The organism is Hymenobacter yonginensis (assembly GCF_027625995.1).
Classification (GTDB): Bacteria; Bacteroidota; Bacteroidia; order Cytophagales; family Hymenobacteraceae; genus Hymenobacter; species Hymenobacter yonginensis.
In genome coordinates this window covers 1,996,012-2,022,534 of record NZ_CP115396.1, presented here as the reverse complement: position 1 = coordinate 2,022,534, position 26,523 = coordinate 1,996,012, and the positions used below count along the sequence as shown (strand labels likewise).

Below are 26,523 nucleotides of genomic sequence, written 5' to 3'. Positions count from 1 at the left end.
CAAAGCGGCGCCGACTTCTATTTCAACAGTACGTCGAACGTGCTGGTTGCGACGGAATGATAATTGGGCCGGGCCTCGGCGTAGAGCCGGCGGGCCCGCGCGGCGCCATCGGGCGTAGCCAGCAGCGCCTTGTAGAGTGGCACCAGAAACTTGCGGCGGCCCACCTGCGTCAGGAACTGGTGCAGCGCTTCGTCGGCAGGGGAGTAGCCGGCCGCAATGGTATGCGGAAACCAGGCCGCCAGAATTTCGGCGTTGCCGGACTGCGTGAACCCGAAGGCCGCGTCCAGCTCGGCCAGCTGCTCCAACGAAAGCGGCGCTGGCAGACGGTGCAGGAAGTACACCCACTCGTGGCTGCTCCAAGCGGTGGTAGGCAGGCCGGCGGCCGGCGCGCCCTGCTGCCACCGGGCCACGGCGGCGGCCACGGCCTCAAACCGCTCCGACGCTACCGGCGGCGCCACGGCCGGAATGCCGGGCTGGTTCACCCAGGCATCCAACTGCAGCTTGGCTTCCAGGCCGGGGTGCTGGTCGAGTAGCTCGCGGCGCAGGTACGCTATGAACGAGGCCGTGTCCATGCTCTGGAAACTGTGCCGCGCGAAGTACTCCTTAATAAAGGTGTCGAGGGCCAGCCGGCCTACCAAGTGTTCGAGGGTGAGCAGGAGGTAGTCGCCCTTCTCGTAGGCAATTTCGTTGAGGCCTTCGTCGGGGTCGCGCCCGGCCAGGTCGAGGTGCAGGTGGGTATCGGGGCTGGTGGCGCCGAGCTCCGCCACGGTGTGGAGCAGGGCCGAGTGGCCCAGCACCTGCAGCATATCGGCGTAGGGGCGGCCGTAGAGCTGCTCCATAATGCGGCGCTCGAAATACACCGTGAAGCCTTCGTTCAGCCAGAAATCGTTCCAGGTGGCGTTGGTCACGAGGTTGCCGCTCCAGGAATGAGCCAGCTCGTGGGCCACCAGGCTGGTCAGGCTCCGGTCGCCGGCCAGAATGGTGGGTGTTACAAATGTTAAACGGGGATTTTCCATGCCGCCAAATGGAAAGGAGGGCGGCAGCACCAGCAAATCGTACCGTTCCCAGCGGTAAGGGCCGTACAGGTCTTCGGCGGTGGCCACCATTTTCTCCAGGTCCTCAAACTCGCTGGTGGCTACGGGCAGCGTCACGGGCTCGGCGTAGATGCCGGTGCGGGCGCTCAGCGGCGTGAACTGCAGGTCGCCGACGGCCAGGGCCATCAGGTAGGCCGGAATGGGCTGATCCATGCGGAAGTAGTACTCGCCGGTGGCGTTGCGCTCCTGCGGGTTGGTGGCGCTCATCAGAGCCAGCATTTCCACCGGCGCCTGCACCCGCGCTTCGTAGGTGAAGCGTATACCCGGCGAGTCCTGGCACGGAATCCAGGTGCGGGCCAGGATGGCCTGCGACTGGGTGAACAGAAACGGGTACTCGCGGCCGGCCGTCTGCGCGGGGCTCAGCCACTGCAGCGCCGCCGCGCCGGGCGTGGTCTGGTACCGGATGCTGACTTCGGTGGTGTCGGGCCGGATACGGATGCGCAGGGGCTGGCCCAGCACGGCGTCGGTCGCGCCCAGCTCGAAGGTGGTCGGCTCGCTGTCCGGGGCGCCCAGCCACACGGCCTCAATGTGCAGGTCGCGGGCGTCGAGCAGCAGCTCGGTGGCGCCGGCGTTGTGGAGTTGCCAGGTAGCAGTGCCGCGCAGCAGGCGGGCGTCGAAGTCAACGGCTAGGTTCAGGCTGAGGTGCCGGACGCTGGCCTCGGCTGGCCGGGCATAGCTGTGCGGGTCGGAGAGGGAGTGCAAAGCAGAAGCAGTCATAGAGATAAACAACGCATGAGCTGCCGGCGACAAGCGGCAGGGGAGAAAGGGCCAAAGATAGCCAAAACAGTATGGAGCCGTCGGCCCAGACCGGAGCCGAAATGGTGCCGGGCCCCGGCCTCAGGTAATACGGCCGGCGCAAAAAAAGCGGCAGCTCCGGCCGGCATTCACACCTTAATGTATTAGCAAAACGAGTAACTTGCCGTTTGTAAGGGAAGCGGCACCGGGGCAACTTATCGTTCCGGAATGCAGTTAAAAGCGCAGTTGGCCGAGGCGGGTACGTTGCTACCCAGCCCGCCAGCAATTGTCCGTTCCTTTATCCTCTCTCCATCTGCATGAATTCACCGTTCCGTCCGGCTTTCTTCTCCACCTTGTTGTTCTGGCTCATGAGCCTCACGATGCTGGCATCTGCTACTTCGTGCAGCCAGGAGCAAAAGGCCCAGATCAAGGAAGCCCTGCCCGGCACTCCGGCCAAAGCCGGTGGGCCGCAGCCTATTCTCGACAGCGTATATGTGGTTCGCGCCATGAATGCCGAACCAAAATTCAAGGACCAGGTTGAGTGGGCCAAGAAGTTCTACCGCGAGCGACAGTTCCGGTTGGGCTGGTTCCGCAACCACGAGCTGGTGCCCCAGGCCAAAACCATGCTCGGGGTCATCAACAAGGCCGCCGATGAAGGCCTGGATCCTAAAGAGTACAAAACCAGGGACTTCGACAAGTTATTTGCCGATCTGGAAGGCGTACAGGCCGATTCCACCAAGCGCAATGCGCTGGAAAAGGAGATTGACGTAGCCCTTTCCGGCACCTATTTCAACTGGGCTTCCGACTTCTACCGGGGCACCGTAGACCCGCGCGCCGTCAAAACCATCGACTGGCAGGTGAAGCGCAACAAGATCAAGCTGCACAAGGCCCTGATGACGATCCTGCAGGAGCGGGAAAGCACGTATCCTTATTATGAGTTTGAGCCGCTGCACCCCGAGTACGAGCAGCTGAAAAAGGCGTTGGCCGACTACCGCGCCCTGCAGCGCAACGGCGGCTGGCCCACGCTGCCCGCCACCACCAAGCTCAAGCCCGGGCAGGCCTCGCCGGCCGTGGCCACGCTGCGCCAGCGTCTGCTGGGTACCAAAGCAGCACCAGCCGTCACGCTTGCCGCCACCGCTTCTGCGGAGACTGTGCCGGCCCGCACCGTAGCCAACAGCCCCGCCGCGCCAACTCCGACTGCTGCCGCGCCGGCCGAGAAATACGACGCCGAGCTGGTGCAGGCCGTGAAGGCTTTTCAGAGCCAGAACGGTCTCAACCCCGATGGGGTAGTGGGGGGCGAAACGCTCCGTCTGCTCAACATACCGGTGGCTCAGCGCATCGATCAGCTCATCCTGAACATGGAGCGCTGGCGCTGGATTCCGAAAAAGTTTGAGCCCGATTACCTGCTGGTGAACATCCCCGACTACAAGCTGCACGTCGTCGAAGGCAACAAGGAAGTGTTCGATATGCGCGTCATCGTGGGCAAGGCGCTCAACGCTACGCCGGTCTTTTCCGACAAGATGGAGTACGTGGTACTGGCACCTTACTGGAACGTTCCCTACAGCATTATCGATAAGGAGATGCGCCCCAAGTTGGCCGCCAATGCCCAGTCCTACCTCGACCGCCTCGACATGGAAGTGGTGAAAGGCTCGGGTGCCAAGGCTACCCCTGTTGACCCCAACAGCATCAACTGGGCCAGCCTCACGCCGGCCACCTGGAAGTACACGCTGCGCCGCCGGCCGGGCCCCAAAAACGACCTCGGCGACGTGAAGTTTATCTTCCCGAACTCCAACGACGTGTACCTCCACGACACCCCCCACGACGAGCTGTTCAGCCAGGCCAAGCGCGGCTTCAGCCACGGCTGCGTGCGGGTCGCCGAGCCCCTCAAGCTGGCCGAGTACCTGCTCCGCAACAAGCCCGGCTGGGACATGACCAAGATCGAGGAAACGATTGCCGGCCGCAAGGAGCTCTACGTAAACCTGCCCAAGCACGTGCCCGTGTACCTGGTCTACTTCACCTCGTGGGTGGATGAAGCCGGCAACGTGAACTTCCGCGACGACATCTACGGCCACGATAAATCCCTCGCCAAAGAATACTTCAACTAGCACCCAGGCGGTACCTACGCCTACTGCCAGCTCTAAGAAAAAGCCCTGTCCGCCCTCTTGGCGGGCAGGGCTTTTTCGTGTGCCAGCGCCCGGCGCTACCCGCCGCCCACACCTGCCGCCCACACGACTGGCAGGCCAGGCATCGGGTCTTGTTCCGTGCTATTGGCCGGCAGCCCTCGGGAAAATAAAAAGATAATCAGCAGCAGGCTGCCGTGGCAAACAGATAAAAGGGAGGAGAAGGTGATTTACAATTGTATTACATATGTAAATTGATAGAGTATGCTCTCGTTTCAATTGTAACCATTGAATCAAAGCGGTTATGCTTGATTACAATTGTTTAAGAAGAGTTGTCGGCGAGATGTACCGTGCCTCATTGCAACCAAACGCCGTACATTTGTAACTGAATTCAGTTTTGGTATGGTAGAGCGCATCAGAGAACTTCTGCAGGTAAATCAGCTTACTCCTACGCAGTTTGCCGACAGTATCGGGGTGGCCCGCCCTATTATCAGCCACATTCTGAGCGGGCGCAACAAACCCAGCCTAGAAGTGGCGCAGAAGATTCTGACGGCTTTCCCGCTTCTGTCGCCCGGCTGGCTGCTGAAGGGTACCGGCGATATGCTGGAGAAGGCGCCTTCCGCAGCCGCTTCTGGTGCAGTTCCTACTGCCAGCCCAGCGCCGGAAGATGCTGCCGGCCCGCCATTGGTGCGCAAAGCCGCCAAAGCGCCCCGCTACCGGCCGCAGACAGTGCCAGCGGTACCGGAGGCTGCTCGGCAGTCAACGCACGCGCTAGAGGAGCCGTCCGCCTTTGTTGCCGCCCCTGATCCGCAGCCAACTCCCGTGGCGTCGGCGCCGGCTGTCCCCGTAGAGGCTCCGGCTGCCATCCAATCCGCTCCGGCAGCGGTTACCGTATCTGCGGTTGCTGGGCCAGCAGCGGTGGCCCCTGCAGCATTGCCAGCGCAGTCCGCAGATGTATCGCTGGCCCGTGCCTTTGCGGAGCCGGGCAAGTCAATCCGGCGGATCGTTATCTTCTATCAGGATGGCACCTTCACCGACTATCAGCCGGAGCCTTCCGTGGCGTAAACCCAATGTGGGTGATGCTAAACGAAAATGAGTATTATTGGGCTTTAGCTGACTGCTCAGGCACAGCAAGTGCAATTTGTCAGTGTCCTTAGTCGGCTGCTGGCACACGGCCTGGAGCTGCCGTAAATGTCCCATATATCCATCGTTCCATGGATGTGCTGTTGCGTTGTTTGTTATGAATAAATGCTTTGTTTGATAGCGTTTGTATTGGGTGATTTATTTTGAAATAAATAGATAATTATCAATGAGTTGTGTTTGTTTATTAAAGCTTTAGTTGCTTTTGTTTCGGCTGCTGATGAAGTTGGATTAGTGCAATCCACAGTATTTCGCTTGCCGGTTCTGATTTAAGCGCATTAGATGCTAAATTTGTTGACCAGGCCCCATACTGGGATAGTTATATGCCTGTTTTCGTCCTAACAGCTAACTCAGTTAGAGATGCTAAAGAAGGTGTCAGGATTTTACAGCATTTAGCGCCCCCAACGCCCGCTCCAGCGGAACCCAAATGAAGAGCCGTGAATCGCCTTCTGGCAGATTTTCTTGTGCTGGGGCAGGCGTGCCGGCTCGGTGCGGTTGTTCTGCCGGCTCGTCTGCAGGAGCAGTATAGCTGTAGATTGTTTACTTATGTAATGTAATGCGGGCAGGTGCTTCACTGTCGGCGCGTATGCGGCAGGCGCAAGCGCGGCGCTACCGGGTGCGGCTGCAAAGGTTGCTAAACACGGAGCCTCGGTGAGTTGGGGATTTTCGGGTTGGTGCTTATCTTTGGGCTATGAAAAAATTCCGTCTGCTCTTCCTGCTTGCCGCCAGCGCGCCGCTGTTCCTGACTTCCTGCACGCAAGCCCCCGATGCCGAGAAAGACCCCAACGCCGATGCGGAGTACAAGCGTAGCCACCGCGCCGAAGGCTACCGCGAAGCGCAGCGTAGCAACGTCAACTACTAAATAGCCCTACCCGGTACTGCCCGGCTGCCCGGCATAGCGCCCGGCGCTGGCTGTAGCAGCCCTGTGCCGGTCCGCTTTCTGCCATACACGGCAAGGCCCCATCTGACAATGTCGGATGGGGCCTTGCGGTTTTGGGGACTACGGTAGCCCTATATAGGGTGCTTATGCCAGAACGTGCTGCGCGGGCACTGGCTGTGCAGTTACTGGCTGGCTGGGAAGCAGGTGCGGCAGCGTAATGGTGCCCAGCAGCTCGTCTTCGAGCAGGGCGGCCCAGGTACGCAGGTACAGCACCACGTCGTCGCGCTGGTTGTGGCGCAGAGCGTCGCGGCGCTCAAACGGAATGGCCCGCCGAACCAGGGGGTCGGAGAGGCGCTCCAGGTGCGCCAGGTCGGTGCGGGTGAAGCCGACGGCCAGCATTTCGTCGATGGTTTGGTCGATGGGCAGGCCGCTGGTGGGGCAGTAGTCGGTAAGCTGCCGCTCCCAGTCGCCGTAGCGCTGCATCGCGCGGGCGTGGATTTCGGCTTTGGTAAGCTGGGTAACCGTCTGGGCCAGGTGGCCGCAGTTGCAGCTGCCCATGTGGCCCCACTGGTAGGGAGCCTGGGTCGCCAGGCGGTGCGCCGTGTCGCGCAGGGCCTGAATGACGGCAAGAGTGCGTTGAGCCATAAGAACGAAAGGCTGAGGAGTACGGCAGTGGCACCGTTGCCACCAATTCTACAATCCGGTAGGCCGGGATTTTGTTTTGAGGCCATCAGGCCGGCCGCGCCAGCCCATTGGCCGTTGCGCAAACGAAAAAAGGGAGGCCCCAACCACCGGTCAGGGCCTCCCTTTCTAATACTTCCTAAACCAGGCTACTGCGGGCGTCCGCCGCCGTTGCCGCCGCGGAAACGGCGCTGGCCCGAGCCGGAGCCCTGGCTGCTGCCAGGCGTCCGCTCACCAGCCGGCCGCGACGAAGCCGCGGAGCTGCTGAGGTGGCCGCCACTGGCGCCGCGTTCCTGGCCGCCGCGGGGGGCGCCGCTCTGCTGGCCCTGGCGCGGCGCCCGACCGCCACCCTGGCCACCGCCGCCGCCTTCGCGGCCGGGCCGCGGTGGGCGACCAGCCGGGCCTTTCGGCCGCTTGATGGGCGCGCCGCCGTGCAACGGCACCGGGGCCACCGAGCGGGTGGTGTAGGGGTGGTCTTCAATTAGGTCGATCTGCCGACGAATCAGCTTCTGGATATCCTGCAGGTAGGCGCGCTCCTCGTCTTCCACAAACGTGAAAGCCGTGCCGAAGGCCCCGGCGCGGCCCGTCCGGCCGATACGGTGCACGTAGGTTTCGGGCTCGTTGGGTACCTCGTAGTTGATAACGTGGGTCAGCTCATCCACGTCGATGCCGCGGGCGGCAATGTCGGTGGCTACCAGCACGCGGGTGGTGCCGGCCTTGAAGCTGCTGAGGGCCCGCTGGCGGTGGTTCTGGCTTTTGTTGCCGTGGATGGCTTCGGCCGGAATGTTGGCCTTCTCCAGCGTCTTCACCACCTTGTCGGCGCCGTGCTTGGTGCGCGTGAACACCAGTACGCGGCGGATTTCCTGGTTTTGCAGCACGTGCTCTAGAAGGGCCGGCTTGTCGTTCTTTTCTACCAGGTACACGCCCTGCGTAACCGTATCGGCGGTGCTGGAAACGGGCGTTACGGCCACTTTCACCGGGTTGGGGCGCAGGATGGTAGCGGCCAGCTCCTGAATCTGGCCGGGCATGGTAGCCGAGAAGAACAGCGTCTGGCGCGAGGCCGGCAGCTTGGGCAGGATGCGCTTGATATCGTGGATGAAGCCCATGTCGAGCATGCGGTCGGCTTCGTCCAGCACAAATACTTCGATGTTGCGCAGGTCGATGAAACCCTGGTTCATCAGGTCGAGCAGGCGGCCGGGGGTGGCGATGAGCACCTCAACGCCGCGCTTGAGCACCTGCACCTGCGGGTGCTGACCTACGCCGCCAAAGATGACGGTGGAGCGCAGCTTGGGCAGGTGGCGGCCATAGGCCTTGAAGCTTTCCCCGATCTGGATAGCCAGCTCGCGGGTAGGAGTGAGCACCAGGCAACGGATGCGGCCGGGCGCGTGGCGCTCTACCTGAGCCGTCTGGTGCAGGATCTGCAGAATTGGAACGGTGAAAGCGGCGGTTTTGCCGGTGCCGGTCTGGGCGACACCCAGCAGATCGTGGCCTTCCAGCACTTGCGGAATGGCTTGCTGCTGAATAGGCGTGGGAGTAGTGTAGCCTTCCTCGTGCAGGGCACGCAGGATAGGCTCAATAAGGTTAAGGTCGTCGAAGATCATCAAACGGAAAAAGGAAAAACGGAGCCGCCAACGCAGGCGGCCAAACTATCGGATGTGCCGCGGAGTGGGCACGAGTCCGCAAAGGTCGGTGGTTTTACGGCGACTTTATGGTAGTGGCTGCCGCCGAAGCCCGGCCAACGGCCAAATAGCCCACCCAAAAGGCCGGCCAGCTTGCCCTGCCCGCCGGAAGTTTATGGGCAGCAGGATGGCTGGAAGCCGGAAAATAGCTCAAAAGCAATGTAATAAAGCGCTGAGGGATAAGCGGTAAAATAAATATTGGCTGAGTGATAAGCTGGTGGCGAATGCCCGAGGAGCGCAGCTATAACCCCGGCCGCCGTAAAATCCGTTTACTTTTCGGAAAATAAACCTGATTTCCTGTTCAGCCATGCACGTAACCGACCGCAAAACTGCCTACGATGGCCACTTCAAACTCCGCCTGCTCACGGTGCAGGACGGCGACGAGCAGCTTAAACGGGAGCGTTTCGAACCGGGCCGGGCCGTGGCCGCGCTGGTCTGGGATACCCAAAAGGAGCAGTACGTGCTGACCCGGCAGTTCCGCATCGGGCCCGAGGCCGAGATGCTGGAGCTGGCCGCCGGCATGATCGACGGCGACGAAGCCCCGGAAACCGCCATCCGGCGCGAGCTGCACGAGGAGCTGGGCTACGACGTAGACCGGCTGGAGCAGATTGCCCACATCTACCCTTCGCCCGGGACGAGCGCCGAAACCATCACGGTGTACCTGGCCGAGGTCAGCCACCAGTCGGGGCAGGGGGGCGGGCTGGCCGAGGAAAGCGAGAAGATAGAGGCGGTGTTTCTGAGCGCCGAGCAGCTGCAGCAGCAACAGTTTGAAGACGCCAAAACCATTATTGCCGTGCAGTGGGTGCGCCTGCACCGGTAGCGGCTGCCGGCCGGTTTGTACAAATGGTTTGAGACAGAAAAGGGCCTTCCACGGAAGGCCCTTTTCTGTTTGTGATGCGTTGTAGTGTGCAGATAATAATCTGATAAACAGATTATTGTGTTTTCACCACGTACTCGAACGTCTGCTTGGTTTTGATGTCGTTGATGACTAGGGTCAGGTCCTGTGGCGTCTCGGTTTTAACAAATGGAATGGCGCGCTTGCTTACGTACAGGTCGCGGTTCCAGAAGCGGCCCTGGCCTTCCGGCAGCGCCGGAACATTGAAAACCTCCTTGCCGTCCTTGTCCTTGGCTACCACGCTCAGGTATGCCGGGTCGGCGTTGGCGCCCCCGCGGCGGTACATCGTCACGACGAGCAGGCCGCCGGCGGGGAGCTGGCTCAGGCGGCGCTGGTAGGTGGTATCGGCCCAGCTGTTCATCTTTTTCAGAGCCTCCACTTCGGTGAGCAGCTCCAGGTAGGGGCGGTAGGCCACGCGGGTTACGCAGGCATCCACCTCGGCGTCTTCGTCGGTGTTTTTCGTGACGTTGAGCACGTACTGGCACTCTTCATCCTTCTTGGGGAAGGTGTATTTCTTGCGGGGCTTGCCGGGCATGTACTGGGCCGAAGCCGCCAGGCTGCCGAGCAGGAGTAGGGCGAGGAGGAGATGTTTCTTCATGAGCAGGAATAGGAGATAAGCTGGTAGTCGGGGTTGCGACCACCCAAAGGTACGCACGGGAAAAGCCTATTATACCAGGTTTCGTCTAAAAAGCCGCCTGGCCCGCCCGAAGCCCCCACCAAGCCGCTCAGCGCCCCATCCGGAAGTGTTGCGGGATGTTGCCGGGCTGCCCTGCGTGCGAGGCCAGGCAAACTTGATCTAAGCATAATACCACCGTAATTCCTGGGTAATGGTGGCGGCCGACCTTTGAGACGGGTTAAAACGGCTTTCCGCTATGCACGCTCCCCTCACGATTTCAATGCTGCGCCGCGTAGTGCGCGCGCTGGCCTACCTGCTCTTCCAGCTGGCCCTTGGCGGGGCGTTTGTGCTGCGCTCCGTGGGGGCGCTCCGGCTGCCGTTTCGCTTTGGCAATGCCGATGAGGCGTCGCAGCCAGAACCAACCGGGCGGCCCGGGGCCCGTACCCTGCCCAGCGCCCGGCTCCGGCCCCGCCCCGCCTTCCGATGAGCGGCCCCTCGTTCAAGCGTCGCCGGGTAGAGGTGGCCGTCGTTTCCGACGTGCACCTGGGCACCTACGGCTGCCACGCCACGGAGCTGCTGCGCTACCTGAAAAGCATCCGGCCGCGCGTGCTGGTGCTCAACGGCGACATCATCGACATCTGGCAGTTCAGCAAAAGCTACTGGCCCGCGGCCCACATGCGGGTGGTGCGCCACCTGGCGGGCCTGGCCGCCAAGGGCGTGCGCATCCACTACCTCACCGGCAACCACGACGAGCTGCTGCGCAAATTTGCCGGAACCCGGCTGGGCGCCCTGCGCATCGACAACAAGCTGGTGCTCGACCTGCCCCACGGCAAAACCTGGCTGTTTCACGGCGACGTGTTCGACGTGACCATGCGCCACTCGCGCTGGCTGGCCCGCCTGGGCGCCCACGGCTACGACCTGCTGATTCTGCTCAACCGCCTCGTGAACTGGGGCCTGCTGAAGCTGGGCCGCCCCCGCGTGGCGCTGTCGAAGGCCGTGAAGGACCGCGTGAAAAGCGCCGTGAACCTGGTCAGTGACTTCGAGCAGACGGCCGCCGACATTGCCGCCGACCGGGGCTACCGCTACGTGGCCTGCGGCCACATCCACTGCCCCGAAATCCGGCCCGTGGCCACGGCCCAGGGCGAGGTGGTGTACCTCAACTCCGGCGACTGGGTGGAAAACCTTACCGCGCTGGAATACACCGCTGAAGCCGGCTGGAGCCTCTACCGCTACGCCACCGACCCGCGGATGCAGCAGCCCGAGCCAACTACGCCCGCCCCCGACGAGGCCGACACCGCCGCCGACACGCCCGTGGCCGCCCTGCTGGCCGACCTGCTGCTTGAAATGAATGGCAAGCCTGCCCCCGAACCCCAGTGACCGGGCCGGGCCGAGCAACGCCGCCCGGCTGGCCGGGCCGCCGCGCATCCGTCAACGCATCTTTTTTACCTGTTTCGATTTCAGTTGAATATCCTCTACGCCATTCAGGGCACCGGCAACGGCCACCTCAGCCGCGCCCTCGACATTGTGCCGCTGCTGCAGCAGCGGGCCAGCCGGGTAGATGTGCTGGTGAGCGGCCCGCCCGCCGACATTGAGCTGCCGTTTGCCGTGCGCTACCGCTGCCAGGGCATGGGCTTTGTATTTGGGAAAAAGGGCGGGGTCAACTTCGTGAAGACCTTCTGGCAGATGAACTCGGCCGCTTTTCTGCGCGAGATTCGCCTGCTGCCCGTGGAGGCCTACGATGTGGTCATCAGCGACTTTGAGCCGGTATCGGCGTGGGCCTGCCGGCGGCAGGGGCGGCCCTGCGTGGCCCTGAGCCACCAGAGCGCCGTGCTGAGCCCCCACGCCCCGCAACCCGCCAACGCCGACCTGGTGGGCCGCGCCGTGCTGCGCCACTACGCGCCCGCCACCCACCACTACGGCTTTCACTTTCAGGCCTACGCGCCGCACATCCAGACGCCCGTTATCCGGCAGCAGGTGCGGGCGCTGCCGGCGCGCAACGAAGGCCACTACACGGTGTATCTGCCCGCTTTTGAGGAAGCCACGCTGGTGAAGCGGCTGCGCTACCTGAGCCGCTCGGTGCGCTGGGAGGTGTTCAGCAAGCACAGCCGCCAGGAGTCGGAGCACGGCAACGTGTGGGTGCGGCCCGTGAGCGGCGCCGCCTTCGTCGATAGCCTCGCCCGCAGTGCCGGGGTGCTGTGCGGGGCCGGCTTCGAGACGCCCGCCGAGGCGCTCTACCTGGGCAAGAAGCTGCTGGTGGTGCCCATGAAACACCAGTATGAGCAGGCCTGCAACGCCGCCGCGCTGGCGGCCATGGGCGTGCCGGTCGTGAAAAACCTCAAAGACCGCAGCCTCGACGTGCTGGACGAGTGGCTGCGCTTCGGCCAGCCCATACCCGTCGACTACCCGGACGCCACGGGCGCCGTACTGGACCAGCTGCTGGCCGATGCCCAGGCGGGCTGGCCGGCCCCGGCGCTGGTGGTGTAGCCGCCCTGCCGAGGGCAAGCCACCCGGCCCCTACGGCCCACCTGCCGGGCTGCGGCGGCTGGGCGGGCCGTCTTTCTGATATTCATCTGTTGCGCGTGTTTATGCCCGATTTGTCTGCTCTGCCTGCCGCTTTCTTTCCGGCTACCACCCCGGCCCTGGTTACCCGCGCTGACTTCGGGGCCGACTTCCGCTGGGGCGTTTCGGCGGCGGCCTACCAGACGGAAGGGGCCTGGAACCTGGACGGCAAAGGGCCCAGCATCTGGGACGATTTCGTGCGCCGCCGCGGCCGCATCAAGCGCGCCGAAACCGCCGAGGTAGCCACCGACTTCTACCACCGCTGGCCGCAGGATCTGGAGCTGATGAAACAAATGGGGATACAGGATTTCCGCTTTTCCATCGCCTGGTCGCGCATTTTCCCGGAGGGTAGAGGTAGTATTAACCAAAAGGGAATAGACTTCTACGACCGGCTGATAGACGGCTGCCTGGCCCAAGGCATCACGCCTTGGCCCACGCTCTACCACTGGGATCTGCCGGCCGCGCTGCAGCAGCTCGGCGGCTGGACCAACCGCTCGGTGGTGGGCTGGTTCACCGACTACGCCCAGCGAGTGGCGGCCCGCCTCGGCGACCGGGTGCAGCACTGGATGGTGCTCAACGAGCCCATGGTGTTCACCGGGGCCGGGCACCTGCTGGGCGTGCACGCGCCGGGCCGCCGCAGCCTGGGCGCGTTTCTGGCTGCCACCCACCACGCCGCGCTGGCCCAGGCCGAGGGCGGCCGGGCTTTGCGGGCGGTGCTGCCCGCCACCGCCCAGATCGGCACCACGTTTTCCTGCTCCTACCTCACGCCCTGGCGGCCCGGCCACGCCCGCGACGCCCGCGCCACCCGCCGGGCCGATGCGCTGCTCAACCGTCTTTTCGTGGAACCCGCCCTGGGTTTGGGCTATCCCGTGGCCGACGTGCCGCTGCTCGGCTGGCTGGACCGCTACATGCGCCCCGGCGACGAGGCCCTGCTGCCTTTCGCCTTCGACTTTCTGGGCGTGCAGAACTACACCCGGGAGGTGGTGCGCCACGCGCCCTACGTGCCGCTGCTGTGGGCCGCGCTGGTAGGGGCCGCCCGGCGCGGCGTGCCCCACACCGATATGGGCTGGGAAGTGTACCCGGAAAGCCTCTACCACATGCTGAAGCAGTTTGCGGCCTACCCCAACGCGCCGCGCCTGCTGGTGACGGAAAACGGCGCCGCCTTCCCCGACCAGCTCCGGGCTGGCCGCGTGGCCGACCCGGCCCGGCAGGCGTATCTGCAGGCCAGCATCGGGCAGGTGCTGCGCGCCCGGCAGGAGGGCGTGCCGGTGGATGGGTACTTCGCCTGGTCGTTTACCGACAATTTTGAGTGGGCCGAGGGCTACGGGCCCCACTTCGGGCTGGTGCACGTGGCCTACGAAACCCAGCGCCGCACCATCAAGGACTCGGGGCATTGGTACCGCCGTTTTCTGGCCGGCGAGGCCAGCCCGGCGGGGCCCGGAACGCAGGCGCTGCCGGCCTGCCAGGCGGGTATTGATGATTCCGTAACTAATTGGTAAAGCTGCCATAACGGCCCTCCGGTAGCTTTGGCGCATCATTCACTTAGCCTGTTTAAGGATGCGTCAAACTTTACTTTCGGGAGCCACCGCCGGACTGCTTTGCCTGGCGCTGGCCGGCACGGCCGCCGCCCAAACCACCCCCGCGCTGCGCTTCACCGCCGTCACGGCGGTAGCCAATGAAAACGCGGGAACGGTCAGCGTGCCGGTGTCCGTCACCAACCCCGGCACGGCGGCCAGCACCGTGGAGGTAGCGCTGGTGCCCGGCCTGGGCACGGCCACGGTCGGTACTGATTTCACCTACGCCGCCCCCCAGACGCTGACCTTCCCGGCCGGCGCCACGGCCAACCAGACCCTGACCATTCCGCTCACCGACGATGTGCTGGCGGAAGGGGCCGAGTATTTCACGCTGCGCCTGCAGAACCCCGCCAACGCCACCCTGACGGCCGGTTTCACCGAGGTGCTGGTGTATATCAAAGACAACGACACGCAGGCGCCCCCGCGTGCCGGCAATCTGCGCCTGAATCTGCTGGGTAGCTACCAGAATGGAGTGGCTTTCACGACGGCCACCCCGCCGGTGCAAATCAACTCCGCTGAAATTGTGGCCCACGACCCGAGCACACAGCGCCTGTACGTGGCCAACTCCATCGGCGGCAAGCTCGATATTCTCAATTTCGCCACGCCGGGCACCATTACCCCGCTGGCCTCCATCAGCATGGCGCCCTACGGCGGCATCAATTCCGTGGCCGTGCGCAACGGCCTGGTAGCCTGCGCGGTGGAAGATGCCGTGCTGCAGAACGCCGGCAAAATCGTGTTCTTCGACCAGAACGGCAACTTCCTGAAGCAGGTGACGGCGGGCGCCTTGCCCGATATGATAACCTTCTCGCCGGATGGCCGCTACCTGCTGACGGCCAACGAAGGCGAGCCTAACGCGACCTACTCCAACGACCCGCTCGGCTCGGTGACGGTGGTGGACGTGAGCGACCCCATTGCCAACCTGACGCAGGCCAACGTGACGACCGTTGATTTCAGCAGCTTCAACGGCCAGGCGGCCGCGTTGCGGGCGGCCGGTATCCGCATCTACGGCGGCCCGGCGGGTGGGCCGGCCAGCTCCGTAGCGCAGGATCTGGAGCCGGAATACGTGACCATATCGGCTGATTCGCGCACGGCCTACATTGGCCTGCAGGAAAACAACGCCGTGGCTACGCTGGATCTGGCTACGCTGCAGTTCACGGCCCTGCGGCCCATCGGCTACCAGGACCACAGCCAGCCCGGCTTCAGCTTTGACGCTTCCGACCAGTCGGCCGACGTACTTATGGCCAACTGGCCGGTACGCGGCATGCGCCAGCCCGACGCCATTGCTTCCTTCGAGCTGCCCGCCGCTTTGGGTGGGGGCCGCTACCTGCTGACCGCCAACGAGGGAGATGCCCGCGAATACTCCGGCACCGGCGGGCTCGTGGAGGCCGTGCGCCTCGGCAATGCCGCCTACCCGCTCGACCCCACGGCCTTCCCGCAGGCCGCGCTGCTGAAGAACAATAGCGTGCTGGGCCGCCTAAATGTGACCAACAAGCTGGGCGATACCGACGGCGACGGCGACTTCGACCAGATTTATGCGTTCGGGGGCCGCTCGTTCAGCATCCTCAACGCCACCACCGGGGCTCTCTTGCATGACAGCGGCGACCTGCTGGAGCGGCTCACCAGCACCGACCCCACGTTCGGCAACATCTTCAACGCCAGCAACGGCGCCAACGAAGCGCCCACCCGGAAAAACCGCTCCGACGACAAAGGCCCCGAGCCCGAAGGCGCCGCCATCGGCGTGATTCGCGACACCACCTACGCCTTCATCAGCCTGGAGCGCCAGGGCGGTGTGCTGGTGATGAACGTAAACGACCCCGCCAACCCGCGGCTGGTGCAGTACATCAACAACCGCAGCCTGACCGCCGGCACCGGCGACCAGGGCCCCGAGGGGTTGGTATTCGTGTCGGCCGCCAACAGCCCGACCCGCGCGCCACTGCTGATTCTGGCCAACGAAATCAGCAGCACCGTGGCCGTGTACCAGATTGGTCTGCGCGGCCCGCTGAGCACGGCCACTGCCCGCACAGCCGCGCCGCTATACCTCTACCCCAACCCGAGCCAGGGCGGACAAGTGCAGCTGAGCCGGCCGGTGAGCGGCCTCCTTCACGACGTGCTGGGCCGCCCCGTCCGCACCCTAACCAAAGCCCTGCAGCTGGAAACCGCCGACCTCGCGCCGGGCGTGTACGTGCTGCGCGCCGACGATGGGGCCAGCTCCAAGCTGGTGGTGCGCTAACGGCCACCTCCACCCCAAACGAAACGCCCCGGCCGGTTATGGTCGGGGCGTTTTGCGTTGCAGAGGACACACGTGTTGGTTTATAGGCAACCGCATGAACGTCATGCTGAACTTGTCGAAGCATCTCTACCGCTTCTCCTGAACTATCCTACGAATCAGTAGAGATGCTTCGACAAGCTTAGTATTAAGGTCTGGTTATACTTGTTGGCTTCTGACTGACTACCTAACGGCGTAGAGACGCAATATTTTGCGTCTCGCCGTTGCTGATGTTGTTAAAGACAGTTTGCCCGTACCGTTCAACGACGAGACGCAAAATATTGCGTCTCTACATCGTGCTGACCGGTCATCCTAGTAACCCCGAGACCAGAATTCAGTACCGGCCGCCTACGGGGCGCTGGTTGAGATGGGCCAGCTCAGTTGGGAATGTGGGGAGCTGGCGCGGGGTTTCGCGGCGGAGGCCGGTGGTATCGGTGAGGGAGTGGAGGAAGACTATCAGGTCCTGCTTTTCGCGGGGGGTGAGGTGGAGCGGGTCGGGCGGGAGGGTTTGGTTGGGCACCGTGAGGCCCCGGCCCGCGCCGCCGCCTTGGTTGTAGAACTCCACCACCTCGGCCAGGGTGCGGTAAGTGCCCTGGTGCATGTAGGGCGCGGTGAGGGAGATGTTGCGCAGGGTGGGCGTTTTGAAGGCGTGGGCCTGCCACTGTATGCCGGTGGCTCCGGCCCGGCCGGGGTCGGCGTCGAGGCGGAGGCGGTTGGGAGCGGCCAGGGTGCCCAGGACCTCGTTTTCGGTGCGCTCGAAGCCGGGCGGCACGGTGCCGTTGAACAGCGGCAGAAAGTGGCAGGTGGCGCATTTGGCCTTGCCCAGAAACACGTTGGCCCCGCGTTGGGCCGCCGGGCCCAGCGCCGTGGTGTCGCCGCGCAGGTACTGGTCGAAGGGCGAATTCAGGCGCACCAGGGAGCGGAGGTAAGCCGCCAGGGCGGCCTTCAGCTGCGCCTCCTGCACGGGCGCAGCGGGGGCGGCTGCGAAAGCCCGGGCAAAGGCGGCCCGGTAGGCGGGGCTGCGCGTGAGCAGCCGGGCCGCGGCGGCCATCGAGCCGTGCATTTCGGTGGGGTTGGCCAGCACGGCCGCGGCCTGGTCTTCCAGGAAGCTCACCCGGCCGTCGTGGAACTGGGTGCGCTGCAGGGCGGCGTTGAGCAGGGTGGGCGCGTTGCGGGCCACCGCCCCCCGGCCCCCGAAGGCCACGCTCCGGGCCTGCCCATCGGTGAAGGCGCGGGCTGGCTGGTGGCAGCTGGCGCAGCTGCGGCTGCTGTTGCCCGACAGCACGGGGTCGAAGAACAGCTGCCGGCCCAGCGCCACCTGCGCCAGAACCGGCCGCGCGGTGGTGGAGGGGGCGAAGGCCGCCGGCTCAAACGCCTCGGGAGCAAACAACGAGGGCGCATCGGCGCGTAGGGCGCGGGTTTCGGGGAAGGCCGGAATGCCCAGGGCCTGCTGGGTGGCCCACAGTTGCCGGCTGAGCGGCTCGGCGTAGCGGGCCAGAAACGTGAGCCGGTCGAAGCGGGCGGCGTCGGGGTGGCGGCGCAGGTAGCCCAGCGCCGCTCCGAATCGGGCCGCGAGGCGGCGGGCGGCGGGGGCGGGCAGGCGGCGCTGGTAAGGAGCCACGGTGGCCTGCACGGTGGTCAGCGCGGCGGCGGCCTCGGCCACGGCCCCCGGCGAGGCGGGCGTATCGAAGCCCGTCAGCCCCAGCGTCATCACCCGGAACACCTCCAGCCGGGCCGCGTCGAACACGTGGCGGTCGGTGAGGGTGAGGCCGTCGGCGGCGTGGCGCAGGCTTAGCAGGCTGCTGTGCACCAGGGCCAGCTGCTCCAGCACCTCGGGTCGGCGGGCCGGGGCGTAGAGGGCGGGGTAGAAGTACGTTTCCAGCACCTGCAAACCCTCGGGAGCCCGCACCCGCTGCTGCTGGTCGAATTCCTCCACCTCGCCCAACGCGGGGCCGTTGAGGGCCTTGGCGGTGGAGGGGCTGTAGTACTCGGCCAGCAGCTCCACCCGCTTCCAGGCCAGCCGCGCCACCAGAAATGCCCGCCGCTGCCGGGCCGCCGGCTGACCCGTAGCCACGGCCCGCTGCAGCACTGCCACCACCGAATCAAACTGCGCCACGTGGCGGTGGTACTGGCCCAGTACCTGCCCGGCCGGCGTCGGGGCCGGCTCCGAAGTGGCGGCCGACGGGCCGGTCCGCTGGCAGCTCGCCCATATCAGCACTAGGGCCGAGGTGAGTAGAAGTAAAGCTCTTTTCATTGAAAATCAGTGAAATACCAAATGGTCAAATGCCGGATTTCTCATTTGGTTTAATTGGATAGGCGCGGGTGTCGGGCCCGTTGCCGGCAGCAAAACGCGCTGCTCCCGGGGCGGAAGCAGCGCGTGGTAAGCGTAGTCGGATAAGTGTAGCGGCTAACGATAGTGGCCCTAATAATCGGGAGCTAGCAAGGGCAGAGATTAGCGGGGCAGGCCGCTCAGGATGACCACCTGGCTGGCCTGGTCGTTGCCGTTGTTCGGCCGGGCGCCGCCATCTTTGTATTTCTGGGCGCGCCAGGAGTGGGGCTGGATGCACAGGGTAAACGTATTGGGCTGGCCCACCACGTCCGACACATCTACCAGCGCACCGTATTCCCAGCTGCCTTTGGAAGAAGCGCCCGGGGTGTAGCTGGTGCCCGTCACGTTGTATTTGTCTTTGTCGGCTTCGGTGCGGCGGTGGTCCAGCTCCAGCACCTTCTTCAGCTCGCCGGTGGCAATGGTATACTGGTAGATGTAGGCATCGTGGGTTTCGGTGCCGTAGCCGTTCGAGTCCTCCTGCACATACACGTAGTTCTGGGTCACGCAGAGGTTGTCGGGGTTCTGGAAGTCCTTCGCCTTACCGGCGCGGTCGTCGCCGTCGAGAACCAGCTCCAGGGTGCCCAGCAGCGGGTTCTGCTCGTTGAGCACGAGGCGGTAGGTGCGGCCCCACTTGGTGCGGCTCTGGTCGGCATTCACACCCGTGAAGTCCTGGCCCGTCACGTTGAAGTACACCTCGCGGCCGTTAGCCCCGCCGCCCTTGCGGTAGTCGATGTCCTCCACCCGGCCGAACTTGATGGCCTTCAGCGGGTCAACCTGGGCCTGCATCTGCGTGCCGGTGAGGTTCTTGTAGTCGGGGATGGCCACAAATTCCACCTCGTACCGCTGGCCCGTAGCCATGTCCTTTTCGCGCTGGTTGAGGTCGCGGCGGCGCAGCATGTACTGCTGGCCGCCGTCCAGGTCGCCGAGGGCGTTGCTCAGGTACAGGGCCAGCTGGCCGCCGGTGGCGTCGGAGGCGTCCTCGCCGGTGAGCACCACGGTTTTACCGGGGTAGGCCGTTTTGGGCAGAGGTACGGCGTTTTCGGCGCTCCAGTAGCCCAGGCCCCGCACCCCTTTGGGCGTGCTCTGGGTGTTGTTGTCGGCGAAGGGCTGAATCAGGTGGGTCTGGGCGTCCACGGCGCTTTCGCCGGCGCTCAGGAAGTAGGGGCCGAAGCCGTGCTCCTCGGGCGTCACCATCGTGCCCGAGCACAGCCGCCACCGGCCGCCGTCGGAGTTGAGCAGGTATTCGCCCCCGACGGGGCGCAGGGTTTCATCGAAGCGCACCCGGGAAATGGCCAAGTTGTCTTCGTGGTTGACCAGCAGGGTGAAGCCCTTGCCGTCGGGGTTGCGCAGCAGGCCCGCGCCGTCGGCCGAGCCCCCGAACATGAAGTCGGGCGAGGCGGCCAGCTTGTCGTCGGAGCTGATCAGCGAGTACAGCTTCACGCTCTCGAAACCGGGTAGGGTTTTGGCCAGCACCGGCGTCACGGAGTAGTTGTCGAGCTTGACGCTGTTGGTCGAGGCCTCGTCGTTGTCGTCGGAGCAGGCGGCCAGCGAAGCCGAGAGGGCCAGCGCCGCCAGCAGGCGGGCCGAAAGGGTAGGAGTGTGCATAATGCAGGCAGGAAAATAAGCGGCGGCAGGGCGCCCTGGAAGGATGCCCAAAAGTATCGGGGCCGTGTTACGGCATGATTTACGGTGTGTTATATAGTCGTTTCCAAATAGTTAAGCTGATGTGAAGCCGGGCCCCGGCCGGGCCGCTGGCCGGGGCCGGGCGTTGCGTATCTTGCACCCCACCGGGTAAAGCTGCCCCGGGGCCGTGTTCTATCGTTATCTGCCTGCCGTATGCTGCTCACCATTACCACCACCCACCAGCCCGCCACCGACCTGGGCTACCTGCTGCACAAGAACCCCGCCCGCCTCCAGACGCTGGAGCTCACCGCCGGGCAGGCCCATATCTTCTACCCCGAAGCCACGCCCGAGCGCTGCACCGTGGCCGTGCTGCTCGACATCGACCCCGTAGGGCTGGTGCGCGGCCAGAAGGGCGCCGCCACCGAGGGCTTCGCGCTGGCCCAGTACGTCAACGACCGGCCCTACGTGGCGTCGTCGTTTCTGAGCACGGCCCTGGCCAAAGCCTTCAACACGGCCATGAACGGCACCTGCCAGGACCGCCCCGAGCTGCCCGATGCGCTGCTGCCGCTGGAAGTTTCCGTGGCCGTGGTGCCGGCTGCCGGCCCCGCGCAGCTGCACCGCCTGTTTGCGCCGCTGGGCTACGAAATCGAAACCGAGGCGCACCCGCTCGACCCCACCCGGCCGGAGTGGGGCGACAGCCGCTACTACACGCTGCGGCTGCGCCACCCCGCCCTGCGCCTGCGCGACCTGCTCACGCACCTCTACGTGCTGCTGCCGGTGCTCGACAACAACAAGCACTACTACATCGGGCCGGCCGAGGCCGAGAAGCTGCTGCTGCGCGGCGGCGAGTGGCTGCCGCGCCACCCCGAGCGGGAGTTCATCACGCGCCGCTACCTGCGCTTCGCCGAGTATGTGAACCCCACGCTGGCGCGCCTGCTGGCCGTGGAGAAAGATGCCGAGGATGACGAGCCCGCCGCTGAGCTGACCCCTGACAGCCCGCAATCCGCAACTCCCGGCCAGAAGCTCCACGACCAGCGCCTGGACCGCGTGGCCGAGATAATCCGGGAGCTGGGGGCGAAGCGGGTACTGGATCTGGGCTGCGGCGAAGGCAAGCTGGTGCGCCGGCTGCTGCTGCAGCCCCAGATTGAGCACGTGCTGGCCCTGGATGTGAGCTGGCGGGAGCTGGAGCGGGCCCGGCAGCGCCTGCACCTCGCGGAAATGCCCCCGCGCCAGCGCGAGCGGCTCACCCTGGCTCAGGGCTCGGTGCTGTACCACGATGAGCGCCTGGCCGACTACGACGCGGCGGCCGTGGTGGAAGTCATCGAGCACCTCGACGAAAACCGGCTGGCCGCCTTCGAGCAGGTGATATTCGCCCGGGCCCGCCCCGGCAGCGTGCTCGTCACCACCCCCAATGCCGACTACAACCAGCGCTACGAAACCCTCTCGGCCGGCGACTTCCGCCACGCTGACCACCGCTTCGAGTGGACGCGGGCCGAGTTTGCCGCCTGGGCCGCCGGCGTGGCCGGGCGCCACGGCTACCGGGTGCGCCTGGAGCCGCTGGGCCCGGAAGCCGCCGAAGTGGGCGCGCCCTCACAGCTGGCCGTGTTTGAGCGGTAGAGGCCGCCGAACCACCGTTTACCGTCTAGTATCCTGCTTTGCTTTGAGTAGTTATGCCCCAATCTACCACCTCCCTTAAGCTTCCCGAACTTTCTCTCGTCCTGCTCATTGGCACCTCCGGGGCCGGCAAATCCACGTTTGCGCGGCGGCTGTTTTCGGCCACCGAAATTGTGTCGTCGGACCAGTGCCGGGCGCTGGTGGCCGATGATGAGAATGACCAGTCGGCCACGCCGGAGGCCTTTGCGCTGCTGCACTACTTGGTGGGCCTGCGCCTGAAGCGCGGTTTGCTGACGGTGGTGGACGCCACCAACGTGCAGCCCGAAGCCCGCAAGACCCTGATTCAGCTGGCCCGCGACTACCACGTGCTGCCCACCGCCGTCGTCCTCGACGTGCCCGACCGCCTGGCCGAGGACCGCAACCAGGCCCGGGCCGAGCGCCAGCACCTGGGTCGCCACGTTATCCCGAACCAGCGCCAGCAGCTGCGCCGCAGTCTTAAATTCCTCAAACAGGAAGGCTTCCGCCACATCTACCACCTGCGCGGCCCCGAGGAAGTGGACGCCGTGCAAACCATCCAGCGCGACCCGCTCTACAGCAACCGCAAGCAGGAAACTGGTCCTTTCGACATCATCGGCGACGTGCACGGCTGCTACCAGGAGCTGGTGCAGCTGCTCGCGCAGCTGGGCTACGCCGTGGAGGAAACGCCCGTGCTAGATGCGCGCGACCTAGGCGTGCGCGTAACGCGCCGTAGAGACGCAAAATATTGCGTCTCGTCGTTGAACGACGCGGAACCGGCCGACACCTCAACCGACATCAGCAACGACGCGACTTCAACTATTGCGTCTCTACAGCCGCCGCGCCGCGTGCTGTTCCTCGGCGACCTGGTGGACCGGGGGCCGGCCTCGCCGCAGGTGCTACGGCTGGTGATGAGCATGGTGCGCGACGGCCTGGCGCTGTGCGTGCCCGGCAACCACGACATCAAGCTGCTGCGCTACCTCAACGGCAAGCAGGTCAACGAAAAGCACGGTTTCGCCGAAACGGTGCAGCAGCTGGCCCTGGAGTCCGACATGTTCAAGAGCCAGGTGCGGCAGTTTCTGGATGGGTTGGTGAGCCATTACGTGCTCGACGGCGGCAAGCTGGTGGTGGCCCACGCGGGCATGCGCGAGGAAATGCAGGGCCGCGGCTCGGGCGCCGTGCGCGCCTTCGCGCTGTTCGGCGAAACCACCGGCGAAATCGACGAGTTTGGCCTGCCGGTGCGCTACAACTGGGCCGCCGAGTACCGGGGCCGGGCCATGGTGGTGTACGGCCACACGCCCGTGCCCGCGCCCGAGTGGCTCAACAACACCATCGACATCGACACGGGCTGCGTATTCGGTGGCCGCCTCACCGCCCTGCGCTACCCCGAGCGGGAGCTGGTATCCGTGCCCGCCGCTCAGGTGTACTGCGAGCCGGTTCGGCCGTTGGCAGGTTCTTCGTTATCCGTTTCTCGTCTTTCGTTGCTTGATGCGGATGGTCAACCAGACCCGAACAACTCAACACGGGAAACGAATAACGAACAACAAACAACGAAAAACGAGCTTTCCGCTCAACAGCAGCACGACGACCTGCTGGATTTGCAGGATGTGCTGGGCAAGCAGATCATCAAGACGCGGCTGCTGCCATCGGTGACCATTCGGGAGGAAAACGCGGCGGCGGCGCTGGAGGTGATGAGCCGGTTTGCGCTGAATCCGAAGTGGCTGCTGTACTTGCCGCCCACCATGAGCCCCTCGGAAACTTCGGTGCTGCCGGATCTGCTGGAGCACCCGGCCGAAGCCTTCGACTACTTCCGCCGCCAGGGCCTGGAGCGGGTGGTGTGTGAGGAAAAGCACATGGGCAGCCGCGTGGTAGTGGTGTTGGCCCGCAGTGAGGACGCCGCCCGCCGCCGCTTCGGGGTAGTGGGCGAAGGGCCGGGCAAGGTGTACACCCGCACCGGTCGCAACTTCTTCACCGACGCCACGCTGGAAGCCGCTTTCCTCACGCGCCTGCAGGATGCTCTCACGGCCAGCAGCTTCTGGGAGCGGTTCAGCACCGACTGGGTTTGCCTGGATGCCGAGCTGCTGCCGTGGTCGGCCAAGGCCCAGGAGCTGATCAAAAACCAGTACGCCGCCGTGGCCGCTGCTGCCACCGCCGCCCTGCCCGAAGCCGCCGCCGTTCTCACCCAGGCCGCCGCCCGCGGCCTCGATGGGGCGGAGGCGCTGCTGGCCCGCACCACTGCCCGCCAGTCGGCCGCCCAGCACTACGCCGAGGCCTACCGCCGCTACTGCTGGCCCGTGGACAGCTTGGCCGATCTGCGCCTGGCCCCGTTCCACCTGCTCGCCACTGAAGGCCGCACCTACTTCGATAAAGACCACGCCTGGCACATGGAAACCCTGCGCGCTGTGTGCCTGGCCGATGAAGGCCTGCTCCGCGCCACGCCCTACCGCGTGGTGCAACTGCAGGATATTGCCGACGTGGAAGCCGCCACCCAATGGTGGCTGGACCTCACGGCCGCTGGGGGCGAAGGCATGGTGGTGAAGCCCTACGACTTCATCCCCGCGGGCCAGAAACAGCTGGTGCAGCCGGCCCTCAAGTGCCGCGGCCGCGAGTACCTGCGCATCATCTACGGCCCCGACTACCTGCTGCCCGGCAACCTGGAGCGCCTGCGCGAGCGAAACGTGAAAAGCAAGCGCAACCTGGCCCTGCGCGAATTCGCCCTGGGCGTGGAAGGCCTCGAACGGTTCGTATCCGGCGCCCCGCTGCGCGAGGTACACCAGTGCGTATTCGGCGTGCTGGCCCTGGAAAGCGAAGCCGTGGACCCGCGGCTGTAGTAATGCTTTCGCTTTCAGCCGCTCGGCTGCACTCAGTAGGAGCACCAAGTAGCGTGTAGCGTGCGGGGCCTGACTAACTCGGTACGGGCAGTGGGTAAACATGCAGTCTGAGTGGAGCGCCGCCGCGGCTAGCGGCGCTTGCCCGCGGGGTCCGATGAGGTAGAACGAATAACGGCCTTACCGGTGCCGGTGCCCAGCACAGCCGGCAGAATAAAGTCGGCCATCATCTTGTCCACCTGCGGGTGTGCGTAGGCGGTTCCGTAGGCGGTGGCCGTCACCACCACCACCAACGGCTGGTTCTGGAATACAAATATCTTATTGCCACCGTTGCCCGCGCAGTAGAAGGTTTCGTAGGCCTTGCCTTGCACCTGGTACGTCTTGTTCCAGAACAGGTACCCATAGAACTCGTTACTGCGGTTGGGAATGGCTACGTGTTTGGTAAAGGTTTTGGTAACCCAGGCGGCGGGCAGCAGTTGCTGCCCTTGCCATTTTCCGCCGTTCTGGTACAGCTGACCGAATTTAGCGAAGTCCAGCGCGCGGAGTTGAAGGCCGCCAGCCGTATTTGCCACGTGCTGAGGCGTATACTGCCACTGATACTCCGTGATGCCCAAGGGGCGAAAGAGCCTGCGGTCGGCGTATGCTTCCAGCCCCCCGGCCACGTGGTGCTGCAGTACGTCGCCCAGCAGGATGGTGCCGGCCGTAAAATAAGCCCACTGCCCGCGGGGCCTGATGGAATCCAGGGGCAGGCTGAGCGCGAATTTTGCCCAATCCGCCGTGGGGTACATGTTCTCCTCGTTGCCGGGCGAATCGGAGTCATCATCGTTGCCCGCAAATGCGGACCGCATGGTGAGCAGCTCGCCCAGCGTGATACGCGCCTTGGCCGGGGTAAAATGGGGGTATTGCTTCAGGTTGTACAATTGGCCCAACGTCTGGGATTCGTTGGGCAGAAATCCGTCGGCAATGGCCATTCCGGTGAGGGCGGAGGCAAAGGACTTTCCTACCGACCGAGGGTCGTGCAGGGTATGCCGGGTGGCCCCGTTGAAGTACTCCTCTACCAGCAGCTGCCCATCCTTGATGACTACTACGCTGGTAATGGCTTTGAACACGCCCGCCTCAATGTTGCCTTTCAAGGCTTTGATTTTGTTGACGTCAAACGACTGCGTGGAAACAGGCAGTCCCGGATACGGCAGGAGCGGGGTTAAACGAACGGTGCTGACGTCGATGATGGGCGTTTTCATATGCAGCGTTATTTGCCCGCTGGCCAGCAGGGGCCCTACCTGCAGCGTGGTGGTTTGCAGGTACGGCCGGATTTCTACCCGGAGCACGTGCCGGCCCTCGGTCAAGGCTTGTTCGCCGCCGCCGGCCCAGAACCGATTCCACAGCGACTGGCTCCACCAGCTGGTGGTCGTCTGGTTGTTCACCAGCGGTTTGTGCCACACCGTTTCCGTGTTTTTGAGGGTGGCATAGGGTGCGCCGGGGTGCAGGTTGCTCACGAACACCTGCCGCTGGTCCACATAAAAAGTAAACTGGTAGTTACCCTGTTTCACCAAGTCTTCTGCCGTTGCGTTCGGGGCCAGTTCGTGCAGGGCATTGGTCAGGGAAGTACCTAGAAACACGGTAATGAACAGGCTGCTCTTCGGGGTAAACAGGCTGGATTGGGTAAACGCCGCGTCGGTGTAAGCGTCGGGCGCCACTGCCTGGCTACTGAAAAGGATTTCTCCGACGTGAGCCCGGTGAAAAGGCGAGGTAATGCCGTTGTCGGGAACAAACGGGGCGGGCTGGGCAACGAGCCGGGCGGCCGTGAGCAGTGCCCACAGCAACAATACAAGATGTTTCATGGAAACCAGAAGAGAGAGGCCGCAAAATTACCCG

General features: G+C 64.4%; 18 protein-coding genes. 11 read left to right on the top strand and 7 right to left on the bottom strand.

From position 1 onward, the window contains the following. Positions 1-17: 17 nt before the first annotated feature. Positions 18-1,811: a M1 family metallopeptidase gene (locus O9Z63_RS08870; protein WP_270128944.1), complete on the bottom strand. Its 1,794-nt coding sequence runs from the start codon at positions 1,809-1,811 to the stop codon at positions 18-20. Between the two features lie 335 nt (positions 1,812-2,146). Here O9Z63_RS08870 and O9Z63_RS08865 point away from each other — a divergent pair, with 335 nt between their 5' ends. From O9Z63_RS08865 to O9Z63_RS08855, 3 genes are all read left to right on the top strand, one after another. Beyond that, the gene (locus O9Z63_RS08865; RefSeq protein ID WP_270128943.1) at positions 2,147-3,934 is read left to right on the top strand and encodes a L,D-transpeptidase family protein; all 1,788 of its coding nucleotides are present in this window, start codon (positions 2,147-2,149) and stop codon (positions 3,932-3,934) included. 333 nt (positions 3,935-4,267) lie between these two features. Further along, positions 4,268-5,014 carry a helix-turn-helix domain-containing protein gene (locus O9Z63_RS08860; protein ID WP_270128942.1) on the top strand — a complete coding sequence of 249 codons (747 nt, stop codon included), beginning with the start codon at positions 4,268-4,270 and terminating at the stop codon, positions 5,012-5,014. A 766-nt stretch (positions 5,015-5,780) separates the two neighbouring features. Next, positions 5,781-5,951 (top strand): hypothetical protein, encoded by a 171-nt coding sequence (locus tag O9Z63_RS08855; RefSeq protein WP_156109352.1) that lies wholly within the window; start codon positions 5,781-5,783, stop codon positions 5,949-5,951. A gap of 162 nt (positions 5,952-6,113) precedes the next feature. Here O9Z63_RS08855 and O9Z63_RS08850 read toward each other — a convergent pair whose 3' ends face one another. Then, the gene (locus O9Z63_RS08850; protein ID WP_270128941.1) at positions 6,114-6,614 is read right to left on the bottom strand and encodes a hypothetical protein; all 501 of its coding nucleotides are present in this window, start codon (positions 6,612-6,614) and stop codon (positions 6,114-6,116) included. A 185-nt stretch (positions 6,615-6,799) separates the two neighbouring features. Next, positions 6,800-8,251, bottom strand: coding sequence for a DEAD/DEAH box helicase (locus O9Z63_RS08845; protein ID WP_270129250.1), 1,452 nt, complete (start codon positions 8,249-8,251; stop codon positions 6,800-6,802). Positions 8,252-8,636: 385 nt separating this feature from the next. On the opposite strand from O9Z63_RS08845, the gene O9Z63_RS08840 reads away from it, so the two are divergent. Next, complete coding sequence (locus tag O9Z63_RS08840) at positions 8,637-9,149, top strand: NUDIX domain-containing protein (RefSeq protein WP_270128940.1); 513 nt, start codon at positions 8,637-8,639, stop codon at positions 9,147-9,149. Between the two features lie 112 nt (positions 9,150-9,261). Here the strand turns inward: O9Z63_RS08840 and O9Z63_RS08835 are convergent, their stop codons facing one another. Further along, entirely contained in the window at positions 9,262-9,822 is a 561-nt protein-coding gene (locus O9Z63_RS08835) for a hypothetical protein (RefSeq protein WP_044017468.1), read from the bottom strand. 274 nt (positions 9,823-10,096) lie between these two features. On the opposite strand from O9Z63_RS08835, the gene O9Z63_RS08830 reads away from it, so the two are divergent. The 5 genes from O9Z63_RS08830 (at position 10,097) to O9Z63_RS08810 (ending at position 16,203) form a co-directional block, all read left to right on the top strand. Then, positions 10,097-10,327: a hypothetical protein gene (locus O9Z63_RS08830; RefSeq protein WP_156109353.1), complete on the top strand. Its 231-nt coding sequence runs from the start codon at positions 10,097-10,099 to the stop codon at positions 10,325-10,327. Then, positions 10,324-11,217, top strand: coding sequence for a UDP-2,3-diacylglucosamine diphosphatase (locus O9Z63_RS08825; RefSeq protein ID WP_270128939.1), 894 nt, complete (start codon positions 10,324-10,326; stop codon positions 11,215-11,217). The genes O9Z63_RS08830 and O9Z63_RS08825 overlap by 4 nt, the downstream gene beginning before the upstream one ends. Before the next feature lie 84 nt (positions 11,218-11,301). Next, positions 11,302-12,324 (top strand): glycosyltransferase family protein, encoded by a 1,023-nt coding sequence (locus O9Z63_RS08820; RefSeq protein WP_270128938.1) that lies wholly within the window; start codon positions 11,302-11,304, stop codon positions 12,322-12,324. A 110-nt stretch (positions 12,325-12,434) separates the two neighbouring features. After that, positions 12,435-13,898, top strand: coding sequence for a GH1 family beta-glucosidase (locus tag O9Z63_RS08815; protein ID WP_333490338.1), 1,464 nt, complete (start codon positions 12,435-12,437; stop codon positions 13,896-13,898). Between the two features lie 58 nt (positions 13,899-13,956). After that, positions 13,957-16,203, top strand: a complete 2,247-nt coding sequence (locus tag O9Z63_RS08810) for a choice-of-anchor I family protein (RefSeq protein WP_270128937.1) — start codon at positions 13,957-13,959, stop codon at positions 16,201-16,203. Positions 16,204-16,573: 370 nt separating this feature from the next. Here the strand turns inward: O9Z63_RS08810 and O9Z63_RS08805 are convergent, their stop codons facing one another. Continuing rightward, positions 16,574-18,493, bottom strand: coding sequence for a cytochrome-c peroxidase (locus O9Z63_RS08805; RefSeq protein WP_270128936.1), 1,920 nt, complete (start codon positions 18,491-18,493; stop codon positions 16,574-16,576). A 198-nt stretch (positions 18,494-18,691) separates the two neighbouring features. Next, positions 18,692-20,173 carry a PhoX family protein gene (locus O9Z63_RS08800; RefSeq protein ID WP_270128934.1) on the bottom strand — a complete coding sequence of 494 codons (1,482 nt, stop codon included), beginning with the start codon at positions 20,171-20,173 and terminating at the stop codon, positions 18,692-18,694. A gap of 231 nt (positions 20,174-20,404) precedes the next feature. Here O9Z63_RS08800 and O9Z63_RS08795 point away from each other — a divergent pair, with 231 nt between their 5' ends. Together O9Z63_RS08795 and O9Z63_RS08790 are read left to right on the top strand one after the other, a co-directional pair. Beyond that, complete coding sequence (locus O9Z63_RS08795) at positions 20,405-21,808, top strand: 3' terminal RNA ribose 2'-O-methyltransferase Hen1 (protein ID WP_270128933.1); 1,404 nt, start codon at positions 20,405-20,407, stop codon at positions 21,806-21,808. A gap of 53 nt (positions 21,809-21,861) precedes the next feature. Then, positions 21,862-24,651: a polynucleotide kinase-phosphatase gene (locus O9Z63_RS08790; RefSeq protein WP_270128932.1), complete on the top strand. Its 2,790-nt coding sequence runs from the start codon at positions 21,862-21,864 to the stop codon at positions 24,649-24,651. Positions 24,652-24,779: 128 nt separating this feature from the next. Here O9Z63_RS08790 and O9Z63_RS08785 read toward each other — a convergent pair whose 3' ends face one another. Further along, positions 24,780-26,489, bottom strand: coding sequence for a serine hydrolase domain-containing protein (locus tag O9Z63_RS08785; RefSeq protein WP_270128931.1), 1,710 nt, complete (start codon positions 26,487-26,489; stop codon positions 24,780-24,782). Positions 26,490-26,523: the final 34 nt, after the last annotated feature.